The sequence below is a fragment of the Nitrosomonas sp. genome, assembly GCF_021731985.1.
Classification (GTDB): domain Bacteria; phylum Pseudomonadota; class Gammaproteobacteria; order Burkholderiales; family Nitrosomonadaceae; genus Nitrosomonas.
This window is the reverse complement of record NZ_JAKFWH010000045.1, coordinates 1-15,784: the sequence shown is the minus strand read 5'-3', so window position 1 is coordinate 15,784 and position 15,784 is coordinate 1. Positions and strand designations below refer to the sequence as shown.

The 15,784-nt window shown below is 42.9% G+C and carries 19 protein-coding genes and 1 pseudogene; 8 read left to right on the top strand and 12 right to left on the bottom strand.

Features of this window, described 5'->3' with window-relative positions; translation table 11 throughout:
- Position 1: 1 nt before the first annotated feature.
- The gene (locus tag QZ942_RS06045; protein WP_292993791.1) at positions 2 to 778 is read left to right on the top strand and encodes a flagellar brake protein; all 777 of its coding nucleotides are present in this window, start codon (positions 2 to 4) and stop codon (positions 776 to 778) included.
- Positions 779 to 842: 64 nt separating this feature from the next.
- Here the strand turns inward: QZ942_RS06045 and QZ942_RS06040 are convergent, their stop codons facing one another.
- Entirely contained in the window at positions 843 to 1,184 is a 342-nt protein-coding gene (locus QZ942_RS06040; RefSeq protein ID WP_292993790.1) for a YnfA family protein, read from the bottom strand.
- A 109-nt stretch (positions 1,185 to 1,293) separates the two neighbouring features.
- On the opposite strand from QZ942_RS06040, the gene QZ942_RS06035 reads away from it, so the two are divergent.
- From QZ942_RS06035 to QZ942_RS06025, 3 genes are all read left to right on the top strand, one after another.
- On the top strand, positions 1,294 to 1,548 hold the full coding sequence (locus QZ942_RS06035) for a Rho-binding antiterminator (RefSeq protein WP_292993789.1): 255 nt from the start codon (positions 1,294 to 1,296) through the stop codon (positions 1,546 to 1,548).
- A 92-nt stretch (positions 1,549 to 1,640) separates the two neighbouring features.
- Complete coding sequence (gene mutY, locus QZ942_RS06030; protein ID WP_292993788.1) at positions 1,641 to 2,714, top strand: A/G-specific adenine glycosylase; 1,074 nt, start codon at positions 1,641 to 1,643, stop codon at positions 2,712 to 2,714.
- Positions 2,715 to 2,719: 5 nt separating this feature from the next.
- Complete coding sequence (locus tag QZ942_RS06025) at positions 2,720 to 3,334, top strand: 5-formyltetrahydrofolate cyclo-ligase (protein WP_292993787.1); 615 nt, start codon at positions 2,720 to 2,722, stop codon at positions 3,332 to 3,334.
- 110 nt (positions 3,335 to 3,444) lie between these two features.
- Here QZ942_RS06025 and QZ942_RS06020 read toward each other — a convergent pair whose 3' ends face one another.
- From QZ942_RS06020 to lptC, 9 genes are all read right to left on the bottom strand, one after another.
- Positions 3,445 to 4,056, bottom strand: a complete 612-nt coding sequence (locus QZ942_RS06020; protein ID WP_292993786.1) for a PEP-CTERM sorting domain-containing protein — start codon at positions 4,054 to 4,056, stop codon at positions 3,445 to 3,447.
- Positions 4,057 to 4,252: 196 nt separating this feature from the next.
- A complete protein-coding gene (locus QZ942_RS06015; protein ID WP_292993785.1) occupies positions 4,253 to 4,867 on the bottom strand; it encodes a flavin prenyltransferase UbiX in 615 nt (204 codons plus the stop codon).
- An 85-nt stretch (positions 4,868 to 4,952) separates the two neighbouring features.
- Positions 4,953 to 5,897: an HPr(Ser) kinase/phosphatase gene (gene hprK / locus QZ942_RS06010; protein WP_292993784.1), complete on the bottom strand. Its 945-nt coding sequence runs from the start codon at positions 5,895 to 5,897 to the stop codon at positions 4,953 to 4,955.
- On the bottom strand, positions 5,884 to 6,351 hold the full coding sequence (locus QZ942_RS06005) for a PTS sugar transporter subunit IIA (RefSeq protein WP_292993783.1): 468 nt from the start codon (positions 6,349 to 6,351) through the stop codon (positions 5,884 to 5,886). The genes hprK and QZ942_RS06005 overlap by 14 nt, the downstream gene beginning before the upstream one ends.
- Before the next feature lie 122 nt (positions 6,352 to 6,473).
- Complete coding sequence (gene raiA / locus QZ942_RS06000; RefSeq protein WP_292993782.1) at positions 6,474 to 6,803, bottom strand: ribosome-associated translation inhibitor RaiA; 330 nt, start codon at positions 6,801 to 6,803, stop codon at positions 6,474 to 6,476.
- Between the two features lie 19 nt (positions 6,804 to 6,822).
- Positions 6,823 to 8,259 carry an RNA polymerase factor sigma-54 gene (locus QZ942_RS05995; RefSeq protein ID WP_292993781.1) on the bottom strand — a complete coding sequence of 479 codons (1,437 nt, stop codon included), beginning with the start codon at positions 8,257 to 8,259 and terminating at the stop codon, positions 6,823 to 6,825.
- Positions 8,260 to 8,313: 54 nt separating this feature from the next.
- Positions 8,314 to 9,036: an LPS export ABC transporter ATP-binding protein gene (lptB, locus tag QZ942_RS05990; RefSeq protein WP_292993780.1), complete on the bottom strand. Its 723-nt coding sequence runs from the start codon at positions 9,034 to 9,036 to the stop codon at positions 8,314 to 8,316.
- Positions 9,037 to 9,080: 44 nt separating this feature from the next.
- Positions 9,081 to 9,611, bottom strand: coding sequence for a lipopolysaccharide transport periplasmic protein LptA (gene lptA, locus QZ942_RS05985; RefSeq protein WP_292993779.1), 531 nt, complete (start codon positions 9,609 to 9,611; stop codon positions 9,081 to 9,083).
- Entirely contained in the window at positions 9,608 to 10,174 is a 567-nt protein-coding gene (gene lptC / locus QZ942_RS05980; RefSeq protein WP_292993778.1) for an LPS export ABC transporter periplasmic protein LptC, read from the bottom strand. The genes lptA and lptC overlap by 4 nt, the downstream gene beginning before the upstream one ends.
- 225 nt (positions 10,175 to 10,399) lie before the next feature.
- On the opposite strand from lptC, the gene nadA reads away from it, so the two are divergent.
- From nadA to QZ942_RS05960, 4 genes are all read left to right on the top strand, one after another.
- The gene (gene nadA / locus QZ942_RS05975; protein WP_292993777.1) at positions 10,400 to 11,497 is read left to right on the top strand and encodes a quinolinate synthase NadA; all 1,098 of its coding nucleotides are present in this window, start codon (positions 10,400 to 10,402) and stop codon (positions 11,495 to 11,497) included.
- A gap of 121 nt (positions 11,498 to 11,618) precedes the next feature.
- The gene (gene clsB, locus QZ942_RS05970) at positions 11,619 to 12,791 is read left to right on the top strand and encodes a cardiolipin synthase ClsB (protein ID WP_292993776.1); all 1,173 of its coding nucleotides are present in this window, start codon (positions 11,619 to 11,621) and stop codon (positions 12,789 to 12,791) included.
- A gap of 63 nt (positions 12,792 to 12,854) precedes the next feature.
- Positions 12,855 to 13,898 (top strand): L-threonylcarbamoyladenylate synthase, encoded by a 1,044-nt coding sequence (locus QZ942_RS05965; RefSeq protein WP_292993775.1) that lies wholly within the window; start codon positions 12,855 to 12,857, stop codon positions 13,896 to 13,898.
- Between the two features lies 1 nt (position 13,899).
- Positions 13,900 to 14,679, top strand: a complete 780-nt coding sequence (locus QZ942_RS05960) for an HAD family hydrolase (RefSeq protein ID WP_292993774.1) — start codon at positions 13,900 to 13,902, stop codon at positions 14,677 to 14,679.
- 361 nt (positions 14,680 to 15,040) lie between these two features.
- Here QZ942_RS05960 and QZ942_RS05955 read toward each other — a convergent pair.
- Both QZ942_RS05955 and QZ942_RS05950 read right to left on the bottom strand, forming a co-directional pair.
- A pseudogene (locus QZ942_RS05955) lies at positions 15,041 to 15,139 on the bottom strand (FxDxF family PEP-CTERM protein); the annotation flags it as partial.
- Entirely contained in the window at positions 15,106 to 15,435 is a 330-nt protein-coding gene (locus QZ942_RS05950) for a hypothetical protein (RefSeq protein ID WP_292993773.1), read from the bottom strand. The gene QZ942_RS05950 and the pseudogene QZ942_RS05955, both read right to left, overlap by 34 nt.
- Positions 15,436 to 15,784: the final 349 nt, after the last annotated feature.

Genomic DNA, 15,784 nt, shown 5'->3' with positions numbered 1-15,784 from the left:
AATGATGCATGGATCCGATCAAAGTATTGAAGTATTACAGCCCACCCAATTTTCTCAAAAAGAAATAGATGAAAACTTTCGTATTCATTCGGAAATTGATATTGTCTTTATTCTTCGCGGAATTATGCAAACAAACTCATTAATCACGCTCTATCCCGATTATGAAAATGACTTCATCCTCACATCAATAATAGCGATAGATCCTGATACGAAAGAAATGATAGTAGACTATGGCACTAATGAAAGAAATTGCCAGAAGGCACTCCAGTCCAAATCATTAGTCTTTGTCACCACACAAAATAGAGTAAAAATAGAATTCGTCTGCGATCAAATCAAGAAAATACAATATAAAGGCGAAAACGCCTTTGCAGTTAACATACCCCAATCGCTTCTCCGTATACAACGAAGGAATCATTTTCGTATTTCCACGCCTATTGTTAAACCGCTTAAATGTGTAATTCCAATTACTGGAAAAGACACAGCCTCCAAAGCTGAAGTAGCACTACTTGATATCAGTTGCGGCGGTATTGCTGTAATTGATCAACATCCTATTATCAATTTTGATCCGGGAATAATTTATAACAATTGTCAAATTACTCTTCCAGAAACTGGCACAATCAATGCCACCATTCAGGTAAAAAACACCTATGAAATCACTTTACGGAACGGACAAAATTGTATGCGGGCCGGATGTCAATTTGTTGATCTGGCGGCCAATATGGAAGCCATGATACAGCGTTATATTATCAAGCAAGAACAAATAAGAAAAATAAAATAAGCTTATAGAATCACACAGAAACAAGCAATAATTACTTGAAATTCACTTAAGAGTTACAATCTCTTTAGACATTTTTGATAAGCTGCTTTCCATACATAATAACAATCACACCAACTAAACAGATACTCACACCAATCCAATCAGTAACAGTTGGACGGATAGCATCCACCGCCCACAACCACACTAGTGCTACACAAATATAAACACCACCATATGCGGCATAAACACGTCCCGCTGCCTGAGGGTGAAGTGTAAGTAGCCAGACAAATATCCCTAAACTAATTGTCGCGGGAAGCAGCAACCAAGAAGATCTGCCCTCTTTCAAATAGAGATAGGGCAAATAACAACCAATTATCTCGGCCAATGCAGTAACAACAAATAAACCCAAGGTTTTTAATATTTCCATCATTTAGTTTTAAAACGACATCTCAAAGAATTCATGCCCATTATTGCTATCTTGGTTCTGGTATCGTATATATTATGCTTATTTATACCTCTTAAAGGAATCTATAATCATGACACAAGATACAATTTCGTGTGAACTTCATGACTTTGTGGAAGTTGCTTGCATGTACGGCTATCGGCTTAAACTCATCTTAAAAAACAACCAAATCATAGAAGGAAAAGCCGTTGATATTGTCAGTTCTCCTGAGAAACGTGAATACCTAGTAATTGATAATGAATCGAAACAACATATCGAATTAACCCAGCTTGCAAAAATGGAAATTCTTACACCCAATGCTAAATTTAGCGAAGTCATTTTCCAGTAAAATCTTGTGAGAAGTCCAGCGCACCATATTCGTATACCACAAAATCTCAGACGTTCGTTCCAACACACCAGAGAGCCACTATTAGCTTAAATATGTCACACATCGCAACCCAGCTAATCCACTGGCATAAAGATCATGGCCGTCATCATCTTCCGTGGCAAGGGAATCGTGATCCCTATGCTGTCTGGTTATCTGAAGTTATGTTACAACAGACACAGGTCAATACGGTTCTCCCTTATTATGCGCGATTCATGCGCGAATTCCCCACAATTAGCAGTCTGGCACAAGCACCACTTGATGCTGTTCTGGTCATCTGGAGCGGCCTTGGTTATTATTCGCGTGCCCGCAATTTACATCAAGCGGCGCTTATGATTATGCGGGATTATCAGGGGCAATTTCCTGACTCCCGAGCAATGATTCAGAAACTGCCGGGAATTGGTCGTTCTACAGCCGCTGCCATCGCAGTTTTTGCTTTTAGCAAACGTGAGGCCATTCTGGATGGCAATGTTCAGCGAATTTTAACGCGTTATTTTGGAATTGCAGGTTATCCGGGAGAAAGCAGTATAAAGAACCTGCTTTGGGAAAAAGCTGAAGAAGTGTTACCTGTTACCTATCGTGAGAACCAGATTGAAACATATACGCAAGCTCTGATGGATCTGGGTGCTACTGTATGTATACGCCACACTCCTTTTTGTAAAATTTGCCCACTTCAACAACACTGTGTCGCATTTAAAGAAAAACGCGTAGAACAATTTCCAACTACGAGACTTCGCAAACCGTTACCAAAAAAAGAAGCAGTCTTTCTACTACTCATGCAACATCAGAAATTACTTTTGGAAAAAAGACCTGCACCCGGTATCTGGGGAGAATTATGGTGCCCACCTGAGATCAAAACCGGAGTTGATCCTGTTAGTTATTGCCAGCATCAACTGGGTATAACAGTTCAATTCCCGGTAGAGTTACCAATTTTAGACCATCAATTCACCCACTTTAAATTACGTATTCATCCGCAGCTGCTACACGTTGTCTCAAGTACCCTCAACCCACACAATAAATTTATCTGGATTAAACCATCCGATGCGCTTGAGCAAGCTATTCCAGCGCCCGTAAGAGAACTGTTAAAACAAACTTTCTTATTGGACAAACATGATCCCAACAAAGATTAGAAATAATGGATAATTTATTGGAATGGAGGAAACATCAACGTAAACAACTGATTGTTGCCAGAGAAACTCTATCTGCAGCTCTTCATCAGCAATGGAGTGATACAATTTCAGATCTTCTCAAACAAGGTTTTCCAGAACTTCAGAAAATGAATATTGGAATTTATTGGCCATTCCGGGGTGAGTACGACCCACGGCCGATTGCCCAGTATCTTAGGCAACATGGCGCAACGCTCGCGCTACCGGAAGTAGTTGGTAAGGATAAACCACTTTGTTTCCGTGAATGGTGGCCTGGAATGCCCTTAAAAAATGGGGCCTATGGTATCCCTGCTCCTATAAAGGCCAAGGCAATTAGGGTTGATGCGCTTATTATTCCCGTGGTTGGCTTTGATCAACATGGCTATCGTTTGGGCTATGGCAGCGGCTATTTTGATCGTACCTTGGCCACGTACCAGCCACAACCTTTAACTATAGGTATAGCTTTTGAAATGCAGCGACTAGAAAATGTTTACGCTCAGCCACATGATATAGCCCTACATTATATTGTGACAGAGAAAGGTATTTTCCGTACTGAGGATCATGAACTCAAGTTTATCTCTACATCTCAGTGCAAGGATGGGTAAACAGAAAAATAATATTATATTAACTTTCTGATCCCCATAAGATCCAAGCCACCTGTAACCGTAAAAAAACTCGACAAAAAGACAAGGTTATCTAGAAAAGGTAAATCCTGCTAAGCGTTTTGCTTTCTGTAGCGTGCCACAAAACCTATCAGAACCAATCCGGCCAACAACATCGCATATGTTTCTGGTTCTGGAATTGCAGGGGTATTAAATGCTGCGCCACCAAAAATTGCGACATCGCCTTTGGTTGAATTTGGATTATGCCGACCGAGTTGTACAATTCTTAATGAATGCGCTACAGAATCCAATTCTGTCACTACTAAAATTCTATTCCCGGTTCGATACATATCATATGTACCAACATCGATATTATCGACAAAAAACTGAGCAAAGCCATCGTTATGATCCCCGGCCATGATGAAGCCAACACTATTACTGATTACGGAAAACACTGTGGTTGCTTCGCTCGTTCCAGGTATACCAGCTGCTGAATTATCAAACAACCACAATTCCCGCGCACCCAATCCCCCTCTGGGTCCAATACCTGAGACATCCCAGTCGATTCCACCTCGACCAGCATTTCTAAATTCAATAACTGGGTTCCCATTGATTTCGATTGGGTTTCCTTGACGTGTTGCTACTCCTAAAGATATCCACTGTATGGATAAGGCTGATGCATGCGAGCTGATCAACAATAGTGTAATCACTAGTATTCGCGTCATTTTCTATTTCCCATCTCAGTTAAAATAAAATGTAAAGAACTTACATCAACATGGAGACATTCTATCCGACAAATAAGCATAGAAAAATGGGCTATTTATCCTGATGTTGTCATGCACTCATACTCAGAAAAGCGCTATCTGTTGCATGAATAAATGCCAGATTCTAGTCAAAATTCACACCGATGTAGCGTGCCGGTTAACTTTCTATTCCCCAGCGAGGAATCAAGGTATGTATGATACCCAGATGATCCAGGATGCGAGCAACAACAAAATCAATCATATCCTGCACCGTCTGAGGGTGATGATAGAAACCGGGATTAGCAGGTAAAATAACAGCCCCGCTACGCACCAGCTTGAGCATATTTTCCAGATGAATTGCAGAAAACGGCATCTCTCGTGGCACTAAAATAAGTTGCCGATTTTCCTTCAACATGACATCCGCTGCCCGTTCGATCAGTTTCTGATTCAGGCCTGCAGCAATCGCTGCCAAGGTCCCCATAGTACAGGGACAAATCACCATCGAGTCGGCCGGATTAGATCCAGAAGCAACCGGAGCAAACCACTCCTCGCGTCCGAATACACGTAACTGTCCATCCGGCACCTGATACTGACGACTAAAAAAGGATTCTGCTTCCTTAGCACTGGAAGGCAGTGCCAGGTTCATTTCCTGCTGCGCAACAATTTGCGCTACTTTTGAATACAGGAGATAAACTTGCTTTCCTTCCTGCAGCAACATTTCAAGCAAACGAATCCCATAAGGCATCCCAGATGCACCGGTCAATGCCAAGGTAATCGTCTGAGAATTTTTCATCTTAATCCGAGTTAATTTGGGAGATCACTCCGAAGTGAAGGTTGCTAAAAGAAAATGAACGAATCATTCGGGTAAGTATTGGTTTTTAGCTGCCTTCGTTATTCATTTCCCGTTCATGGCGTTCAATAAACTCCTTTGTGCCATCAATACCACGTAATTGCAAAACATAATTTCGCACTGCTGCTTCCACGAGAACGGCCAAATTCCGGCCAGCCGCCACAGGAATAATGACCTTACGGATGTCAACATTCATAATGCTCTCGTTAAGATCACTGATTGGCAGTCGTTCCAATAAGCCAGAATTTGTTCCTCCGCTATTCTGCAAATGAACGATCAGTTTCATATTTTTACGACGCCGTACTGCAGTTTCCCCAAAAATTGTACGGATATTCAACATGCCTAGGCCCCGTACTTCAAGATAATCCCTGAGCATTGGAGGGCAGCGCCCTTCCAATGTCTCCGGGGCAACACGCCGTAATTCCACGACATCATCCGCTACTAAACCATGACCGCGGCTTATTAATTCGAGGGCCAACTCGCTTTTACCGACACCGCTTTCACCAGTTATCATGACTCCCATACCCAACACATCCAGAAGCACCCCATGCAAACTACAAGACGGAGCCAACACGCTTCCCAGGTAAGAGCGAATCAGCCAGATAACTTCCAGACCGGGGTAAGGTGAATGCAGTAAAGGAATATCGAATGCACTGGCCATACTCAGGATAGAAGCAGGTATTTCGGCATTGTCCGCCACGATAATACATGCCAGGTTGCTTTGCGTCAGCTGGTTTATTTTTTTCTCAAGTGAAGCAGCATCCAGCTTGTTTAGATAATGAATCTCATCACTACTAATCACCTGGAGCCAGTCCGGGTGGATAAAATTCAAATGACCAATCATGCCTTGCCCTGACTGTGCAACAGCCTCATCACTGAGCTCAGTATCGCCGCCACGCTGACCCGCGATCCAGCTTAGTTTAAGTTTCTCCTTCTTATCTTCAAATAGCTGAGCGATGCTAATCTTCGACATTCGGTTTCCAATCAACAATGAGTTTATGGATCTTCGCAGCATCTTTACACTGCAAAATTCCTTCACGAAACTGCTTATCGCTAAACATCTGTGCCAGCTCACTGAGGATCTGCAAGTGCTTGTCAGTAGCTTTCTCCGGAACCAGTAAAATACAGGCAATATTGACTGGCTGACCGTCAGGCGCATCAAATGGTATCGCCTCCTTCATTGTTACCAAGGCAGCAACCGCTTCGCGCAACCCTTTTATACGTCCGTGCGGAATAGCCACACCCTGTCCTAAACCTGTTGAACCCAGTTTTTCCCGCGCAAACAAACTATCAAAAACCTGACTGCGCGCAATCTGATTGGTATTTTCAAATAATAATCCAGCCTGTTCAAAAACACGTTTCTTGCTGGTGACATCCATATCGACAATAACATTGGACAGCGGTAATAATTGCGAGATTTGATTCATGGAAAATAGGATTATTTCGTTCAAATGATAATGAAGCGTACAATTTCTTAATTACAATTAATGCAGTATCCCAGAAGAATCAACATTTCTTGCTTGGAAATAGAAACATGCCTAATTATCTGCTATTGCTCATCAAGTTCTTGATTTTTCAATGCGCCATGGTTCCGGCGTTCAAGATTCTTTTCCTTGTGTTTGAGTATCTGCCGATCCAGCTTGTCCACGAGACTATCAATCGATGCATACATATCTTCACTGTCAGTTTCGACAAAAATATCTTTACCACGCACATGAACGTTCGCTTCCGCCTTTTGTTTAAGTTTCTCTACCGACAGAATGACACTGACGTCAATGACATGATCAAAATGGCGTGTAATTTTACCGATTTTTGAAATGACATATTCACGCATGGCATCGGTAATTTCCACATGGTTGCCGGTAAGTTTAAGGTTCATATCCTTCCTTTTCTTTTGATTAAAATGATTTACGAAGATTTGCTGCAGGAATCTGTATCGATTCCCGGTACTTCGCAATGGTTCGACGAGCAACAACAATACCTTGTTGTTCAAGAATAGTTGAAATTCTGTTATCGCTGAGTGGTTTCTTTGGGTTTTCTTCCTGTATCAGTTGCTTGATCAATGCACGGATCGCCGTCGCTGAACAAGCTCCCCCTGAATCCGTGGAGACATGACTACCAAAAAAATATTTAAGTTCAAAAATACCTCGCGGAGTATACATAAATTTTTGTGTAGTTACCCGTGATACTGTTGATTCATGTAAATTCAAAATTTCCGCAATATCCCGTAACACAAGCGGGCGCATAGCAACTTCTCCATGTTCAAAAAATTGCTGCTGACGCTCCACAATTGCACTGGCCACTCTCAGAATAGTACTTGAGCGCTGCTGTATATTCTTAATCAGCCACTTAGCTTCATTCAATTGGCTTACTAGCCCACGCGAAGAATGATGCTCCTGTCTCAGTATGTTAGCATAGAGATGATTAATATTGAGGCGCGGGATTGCGGCCATATTAAGATTTGCCCCCCAGACCCCATTTTTTTTAATGACCGTAATATCCGGCACAATATAGCGTTCGCTTTGAGAATTAAACGGGGCACCTGGTTTAGGGTTCAGATTAACAATCAGTTTCTGTATAATTCGTAAACTTTGGTCATCACACACCAATAATTTCTTAATCTGACCAAAATCGTGCGACGCCAAAATTTCCAAATATTCTTGCACAACTTTTATTGCCTGGTCACGATAGACGTCATCAGGCAACGCTTGCAACTGCAGCACCAAGCATTCTTGTAGATTACGTGCTCCCACACCCGATGGATCAAGACACTGTAAATACTTGAGCGCACCCTGCAAATCATCCAGACTGATACCCAGTTCTACAGGCAGCATTTCCATCAGCTCATCCAAATCCTGTAACAGATAGCCATCCTCATTCAGACTATCAATCAACAGGCTAATAATACTTTTCTCGCGCTCAGAAATTTGACTCAGGCAAATCTGGAAATTTAAATGTTCACGCAGGTTTAATGGTCTGGCAGGTATTTGCGGCGCCTCATGATCATCATCTTCATAAGTGCCCTGAGAAAAAATATTTTCCTGCGGCCAATCAGAATCCGATTCAATGTTTTCACCCGACTCTTCTTTAACTTCAGACGCGGCCACTTCTGGTGGCACACTATCAGAATCTTCTGATTCTGAATGCTCGAATGAATTTTCAGCCACAGGCACATGCCACTCCTCACCTAGCTCCAACAACGGATTTTCCTGCACGATCCGTTCAATCTCTTGATTTAATTCAAGCGTTGATAATTGCAGCAGCCGGATGGATTGCTGCAATTGGGGGGTAAGCCTAAGTTGCTGTGATAGCTTTAGTTGGAGTGTTGGCTTCATGATCCTGGAAAAACAGCAATTGCTAAATGAATTGTAGTCAATTCATTCGTTATATTACAACCGGAAGTGTTCTCCCAAATAAACTTCCCTGACCTTTTCATCATCTATGATCTCTTCAGGTTTACCTTTAGCCAGCACATGGCCTTCACTGATGATATAAGCCCGATCACAAATCCCTAATGTCTCTCGAACATTATGATCCGTAATCAGCACACCAATTTTCCGCTCTCTAAGAAAAGAAATTACTTTCTGTATATCCACGACAGCGATCGGATCAACGCCTGCAAACGGCTCATCCAGTAAAATAAAACGTGGTTGCGATGCCAGTGCACGAGCAATTTCAACACGGCGACGCTCACCTCCCGACAAACTGATTGCAGAATTATTGCGCAAATGACCGATATGCAAATCGTGTAATAAGTCGTCTAAATACCGCTGTTTCGTCTCTTCATCCAAATTCTGCAACTCTAATACCGCAAGAATATTCTCTTCAACAGTTAAACGCCGGAAAATGGATGCTTCTTGCGGCAAATAGCTTAGTCCAAGCTTTGCCCTTCGATGAATCGGCAATTGACTTAAATCTTGCTCATCCAGATGTATCCCGCCGCCGTCAAGAGGCACCAAACCAACAATCATATAGAAACAGGTTGTTTTTCCGGCGCCATTGGGTCCGAGTAATCCAATCACCTCACCGCTGCTGATTGAAAAAGAAACATCCTGCACTACAGTGCGTGACTTATAGCGTTTTTTTAAATTACTAGCCTTTAATTCACTCATTCTCTGAAATCATCTTCGTTTCTAATCTGGTGATGCTATTTGTGCTACTCAGAATTATTTTTTGGCTGAATAGTTATCCGCACCCGCTTGTCAGGGCCTGTTTCATCTCCACGTTCCTTGCTGCCAATCACTTTAAAGAACTCGGTCTTCATATCATAGGAAATATAATCACCCTGCACTTCATCGGAACCACGTTTCAAACGCGCTTGCCGGAATAATTCAATTTTGTCCGTTTTACTATCGTATTCAGCGCGTTGACTCCATCCTTCAACATACTCATTCAGACCATCGCGTTTCTGTCTAAAGCTAACAAGGTCTCCAGTAGCTGTTGCATACCGAAATCCATGCAAATCTTCTTTCATAATCACTTTGTCGGCAGTAATCCGTAAGGTTCCCTGTGTCAGGATCACATTTCCGGTAAATACACTAACCCGGTTAGAATCTTTACGATTCACATCTTCAACGGTTGCACGATCAGCTTCCAGATAGATCGGTTTTTCACGATCACCCCGCTCAGCCCAGACAGACAGGGTAAAGCACAAACCCAATAAACCTATAGCGATAATTAGTTTCATTTTTTATTCACAGCATTTACTTTTGACAGGAGCTGTATCTCTCCAATACGATTATTAAATTCCAGACCGGTTGAATGAATCGTGGTATTCAATCTTGAGATAGTCACCGCATGATCTGTTTTGACCAGATTCTCATCCGGAATTAGATGCAAGAAATCAGTCATCAAAGTAATCTTACTCTTTTCATCGTCAGTTCCTCTGGTTGCAGTTACATTTCCTGTTAAATAAATATTCTTACCTTTGCTTTTTACTTCAGCTCTATCTGCATGCAATTGCATTAGCGGTTTTTCCGGTTCGATATTAATAAAACTTACTTGCTCCATTTGCGTCACTTCCTCGTCGAGGTAGTGAAATAGCTTCTTTGCTGTGAATTTACGTTGAATTTCCCGCTCGTGATCCATACGTATACCGGAAAGATCTTCCACAATATAGTCTGGATTGACGTACAAGTTATCATCCCAAATCTGTTCAGATGGCCGGGTTATCCGATCCAGCCAGAATGTCAATAACGCCAAAAGAATTAGAAGAATCAAGGGGGAGCTGATATGTAGGCGATTAACCATTTAGAAATATTACTCGTTTCATTAATCCCAGAAATTGGGTATCGATCTAACCCTATTGATTAAAAAATGCACTTTTATAAATTATAACAGAACACTAATCTCCATTTAACGAATCGATTCTTGTACCATTCTTTCAATAGATCTTTAAATGTCATGCATGAATCCATATCTTAGGATAGAGTAATGTGCATAATTTGATAAACCATTAGGAAGAAAAGAATCGTAATGCATCAAAAAGCCTTTGAATTTGAACAATATGATCAGTTGCAGGATGAAATATGTGCGCAGCGTATTATTGTAGCCAAAAATATTCTGGGAAAACGCGCCGTTATTCTGGCGCACCATTATCAGCGTGCAGATGTATACCGGCATGCTGATCTGACGGGTGATTCTTTAAAACTTTCTTACCTTGCGGCACAAACTGACGCTGATTTCCTGGTTTTCTGCGGGGTTCATTTCATGGCTGAAGTGGCGGATATTCTTTCCAGCTCAGAACAAATTGCTATTTTACCCGATATGGCAGCTGGTTGTTCCATGGCAGATATGGCCAATCTTTCCAATGTTGAGCGTGCCTGGCGTGAACTTTCGGAAATATTGGATCCCGATGAATCAATCACTCCGGTCACTTACATTAACTCGGCGGCAGACCTTAAAGCTTTCTGTGGTGAGCACGAGGGCATTGTCTGCACATCCAGTAATGCCGGGAAAGTTCTGCAGTGGTCATTTAATCAGCGGGAAAAGGTTTTGTTTTTCCCTGATCAGCATCTCGGTCGTTGGAGCGGACATCAACTGGGCATTCCACCCGATGAAATGCCAGTATGGAATTTCGATGAGCCAATGGGTGGGCTGACCGTTGAACAAATTAAGAAAGCTAAAATTTTACTCTGGAAAGGCCATTGCTCAGTTCATCAAATGTTTCAGCCACAGCATATTCTTCGTTTCCGTAATCAATATCCCGATGGCATCGTCATTTCTCACCCGGAATGTAGTTTTGAGGTCTGCAAAGCATCCGATTATGTCGGCTCGACCGAATACATCATTAGAACCATTGCAGAAGCAAAAGGCGGCACACGCTGGTTAGTTGGCACTGAGCTCAATCTGGTCAGCCGGATCACTGAGGAATTTAGATCCCAAGGAAAAATTGTTCAGTTCATGTCACCCATGGTATGTATGTGTTCGACGATGGCACGAATTGATCCACAGCATCTGGCTTGGGCACTGGAAAATCTGGTCAATGGCAATGTCGTGAATCAGATCAAAGTCCCTCAGGATGAAGCCAAACTTGCAAAATTGGCGTTGGATAGAATGCTGAAGATTTCATAGTTACAGATATAGCCAGTGCCTGAGAACCTGCAAATCGCCAGCGACACGCTCCCAGTGATTATCCCGGAGCTAATCAACACATAATGACGCATGTGGCACTGTCAGCAAATTTAATCCGCACATGAGAAATCTTACTTTTGTTGATAGTAACCACATAACCCTGCTACACAATGGCGACGAATATTTTCCGGAATTAGAAGCGGCAATAGAAAAAGCACAAACAGAAATACACATCGAGACTTATATTTTTGAGTACGATGCCATTGGCAGCAAAATCTCATCGGCTTTAAAGCGTGCAGCACAACGCGGTGTATCCGTTCACCTGCTGCTAGATGGCTTCGGTTCGCAGGATTTTCCGCGAGAAGAAATTGACAGCATGCTTAAGGCCGGCATGAAAGTACTGATATTCAGGCCTGAATTTATTTTTTCAATGCCACGTCGTTATCGCTTACGCCGGATGCACCGCAAGCTCGTGATTATTGATGCACAAATCGCTTTTGCCGGTGGCATCAATATCATTGATGATCAACATAATCCGGAAAAACTAACGCCGCGTTTTGATTATGCTGTTGTTATTAAGGGCCCGCTACTTATTCAGATCCATAAGGCTGTGAAGCATTTATGGATGTTAGTTGCCTGGGTGCATTTAAAGAAACGCTGGGTTATCCCAGTTATCATAAAACCGGCGGATAAACCTTGCGGAGATCAAAAAGCCGCGTTTGTGATACGCGATAACTGGCGACATCGTCATGACATTGAGCACGCTTATTTAGATGCCATCAACCAGGCACATACCGAAATCATTATCGCTAATGCTTATTTTCTGCCAGGAAGAAAGTTTAGCAGCGCGCTGAAAAATGCCGCTCAACGTGGCGTAACGGTTGAGCTTTTATTGCAAGGTAAAATTGAATATCGTTTGCAACACCATGCAACTCAGGCACTGTATGAAAATTTGTTGAAAGCCGGGATAAAAATTTATGAATATAATCGCAGTTATTTGCATGCAAAGGTTGCGGTAATTGATCAGCATTGGGCAACCGTGGGTTCTTCCAACATTGATCCTTTTAGTTTGCTGCTGGCGCGCGAAGCCAATATCATTATTGAAGATCATCAATTTGCGCTTGAACTCAGAACAAGTTTAAAAACCGCGATTGCAGAAGAATCCATCGCTGTAACGCCAGCACACAAAGGCTTCTTCTCATGGCGCAATTATCTTGTGAACTGGCTGAGTTTTTATATCGTACGTATGATGCAAGGTGTGCTCGGTTATGACTGGCACGACAATATACCGTAAATTCATTAATGAACCGTTCATCGCTTTTGTTTGATTCGGCAATCAAAAAATATCACCACACGAATGGAACACACACAATACAGGAAAAATAAACCCAATCTGACAGCGGCGCAACAGGATCAGATTACTGCAGCCGCCCAGATATTGCGCGAAGGCGGCACAGTGGCCTTTCCTACTGAAACGGTTTATGGTCTCGGTGCAGATGTCACCAACCCGGATGCCATCAATAAAATTTACCAGATTAAAAAGCGACCGATTGACCACCCGCTCATCGTTCATATTGGCGATGTTTCCCATTTGGACACCTGGGCACAAGCAATACCGGATTCCGCCTGGCAGCTAGCCAGTCACTTCTGGCCCGGACCCCTCACACTGATTCTGCAACGCAGCAGCCGCATACCTGATAGCGTTACCGGCGGCCAAGATACCGTGGGCTTGCGTATACCGGCGCATCCTGTTGCACTGGCTCTACTCGATGCATTGGGACCGGAAAAAGCCCTGGCTGCACCGTCTGCAAACCGTTTTGGACGAATCAGCCCGACCACGGCGGCACATGTGCAAGAGGAATTGGGCGCAGCGGTCGATATGATCCTGGATGGCGGCGCCTGTGAAGTAGGCTTGGAAAGTACGATCATCAGTTTTCATGATCAATCGCCGCAGATACTCCGGCCAGGAGGAATTACGTTATTTGCACTGGAATCCGTAATGGATAGCCCGGTTATGTTAGCGCACAACATAAGTCAGGCGATACGTACATCCGGATCATTACCAGCGCATTATGCGCCAGCAACACCCTTAAAAATATATTCGACAAAGCACCTATGGGATCGCACCTTAGCTTTAGCTGCACAAGGTTCTCGAGTGCTCGTTATGACATGGTCCGATATCGGCCAATCGCAACCTTCGGATCAATCTATCCAGCATTTCTCCATGCCTGCAGATCCGATCACTTATGGTCAACAACTCTATGCTAAATTACGCCAGTTTGATCAAGCAGCATTTGATTATATGATAGTAGAGGCACCGCCTGATCATCCTAGCTGGTTAGCCATTACGGATCGCCTGCAACGAGCCAGCCATAATCCATTTGATAATAAACAGAATTAAGATGACAAATACACAAAATAAACTTCAAGCCGTACTTTTTGATGTGGATGGCACGCTTGCCGACACCGAGCAAGATGGCCACCGTCTTGCCTTCAATGCAGCATTTAAACAATTTAATCTCGACTGGAATTGGGATATCGATCTTTATGGCGAACTATTACAAGTCACCGGCGGAAAAGAGCGAATTCGTTATTACATAGAAAGATACGCTCCAGCAGAACTAAATAAAAGCGATTTGACAAATTGGATTGCCAGTTTACATAAAACCAAAACCAAATATTTCGAATCACTGATGGAAACCGGTAGCATCCCGTTACGTCCTGGTGTCGCGCGGCTAATCCATGAGTTACGCCAGGAAAAAATAAAACTCGCGATTGCAACAACAACGACAATGGAAAATGTCACCGCACTACTAAAATCCACTTTGGGCGAAGAATCGATTGGCTGGTTCGACGTGATCGGTGCCGGCGATATTGTACCGATGAAAAAACCGGCGCCCGATATTTATCAGTGGGTGCTCGATCAGCTCAAATTAACCGCACAACAATGTATCGCTATCGAAGATTCGGAAAATGGTCTGAAGTCTGCACTGGCTGCAAACCTCCCTACCCTCATCACGGTAAGTGGTTATACGCGTTTACAAGATTTTAATGGTGCAGTCGCAGTTCTATCAGATCTTGGCGAACCATCCCAACCGTTCACCCCAATCAAAAACATGACAACGCTTGATAAAGGATGGGTTGATTACAAACTACTCAGCAGCTTAATTAGCCGCCCGTGAAATACATGCAAGCATTTGATAACAAGTAATGTGTGAGAATTATTAGGGTTGGGTTATTGATACGCAAACAGCTGAAAAATTTGAGTGACAAATCGGTAGATTGCAATGGAAACGCAATCCCTGCTATCAGGCGATTTGCAGCGTTCGAGAATTTCAGTGCAGGTCCCCTGCCTCAGCACCGAGCTGGTGCTGTCAGTCACAAACAGAAAAATGTTGTTAAGGAGCCCCTGAATAACTCACCTTTGTCATTCCGAACGTAGCGAGGAATCTTTCTGAATCAGAAACCTAGCTGAATTTTTTCCACCTAAGAAACAAAAATAGGAGCCTAAGCCCCCCATTGCGGATTAAATTTGAGTCTGAATTAAATGACAGTTTCTTTTCTACGCCGGGCCAGAAACCCAATTAAACCTAATCCGCCCAGCAACATCAGGTAGGTTTGTGGTTCGGGTACTGGCGAGATATAGCATTGGCATCACTTCGGTATCCACCCAAGGTGCCCAAGTCAGTCATGCCTATGCCGTTAGGGCCCGTGATAAAAGCGCGGCTAACGCCCACACTGTTGAAATTAGTACCTACCACTTGCCCGGAATCGTTGATGTCAGTGGCATAGCTACCAATAAAGATTTCATCAATTTCATCCAAGAACCCCAGTCCTTTGATCGTCCACTCAGCACTTGCCGTCGCTGGTATGGAAGCTGCGAAAATTCCTGCGAGAAAGATTGCGATCCTTCTGAGTTTCTTGAGTTGAGTGTTCATGATTATTGTCCCATGTGATTATTTCCGTGGTGTTCAGGTGTTTCACAGTGCAAAAAAATCAAGAAACCCAAGCCAATTTGATTGCTTCATCAATGTAGCCCGGATTGATCACACACTCAATAAGCAAATCACTTAATTTTCTAAAAAAATCATTTATTTATGAGCCACGTTTCTTTATTTGAGTACGGCAATACGATTGATCCGGTCAGATAACGTTTGAATCAGAAGTGTCCGGAGATTTAATTGAATAGATTCAGTTGGTTATTATTGTTCGACATGGTTATTTGCACATCGGTATTTTTAACCAATTGATCGATAGGTATTTTTTCGAAAAGAGTTAGGCTTAAAA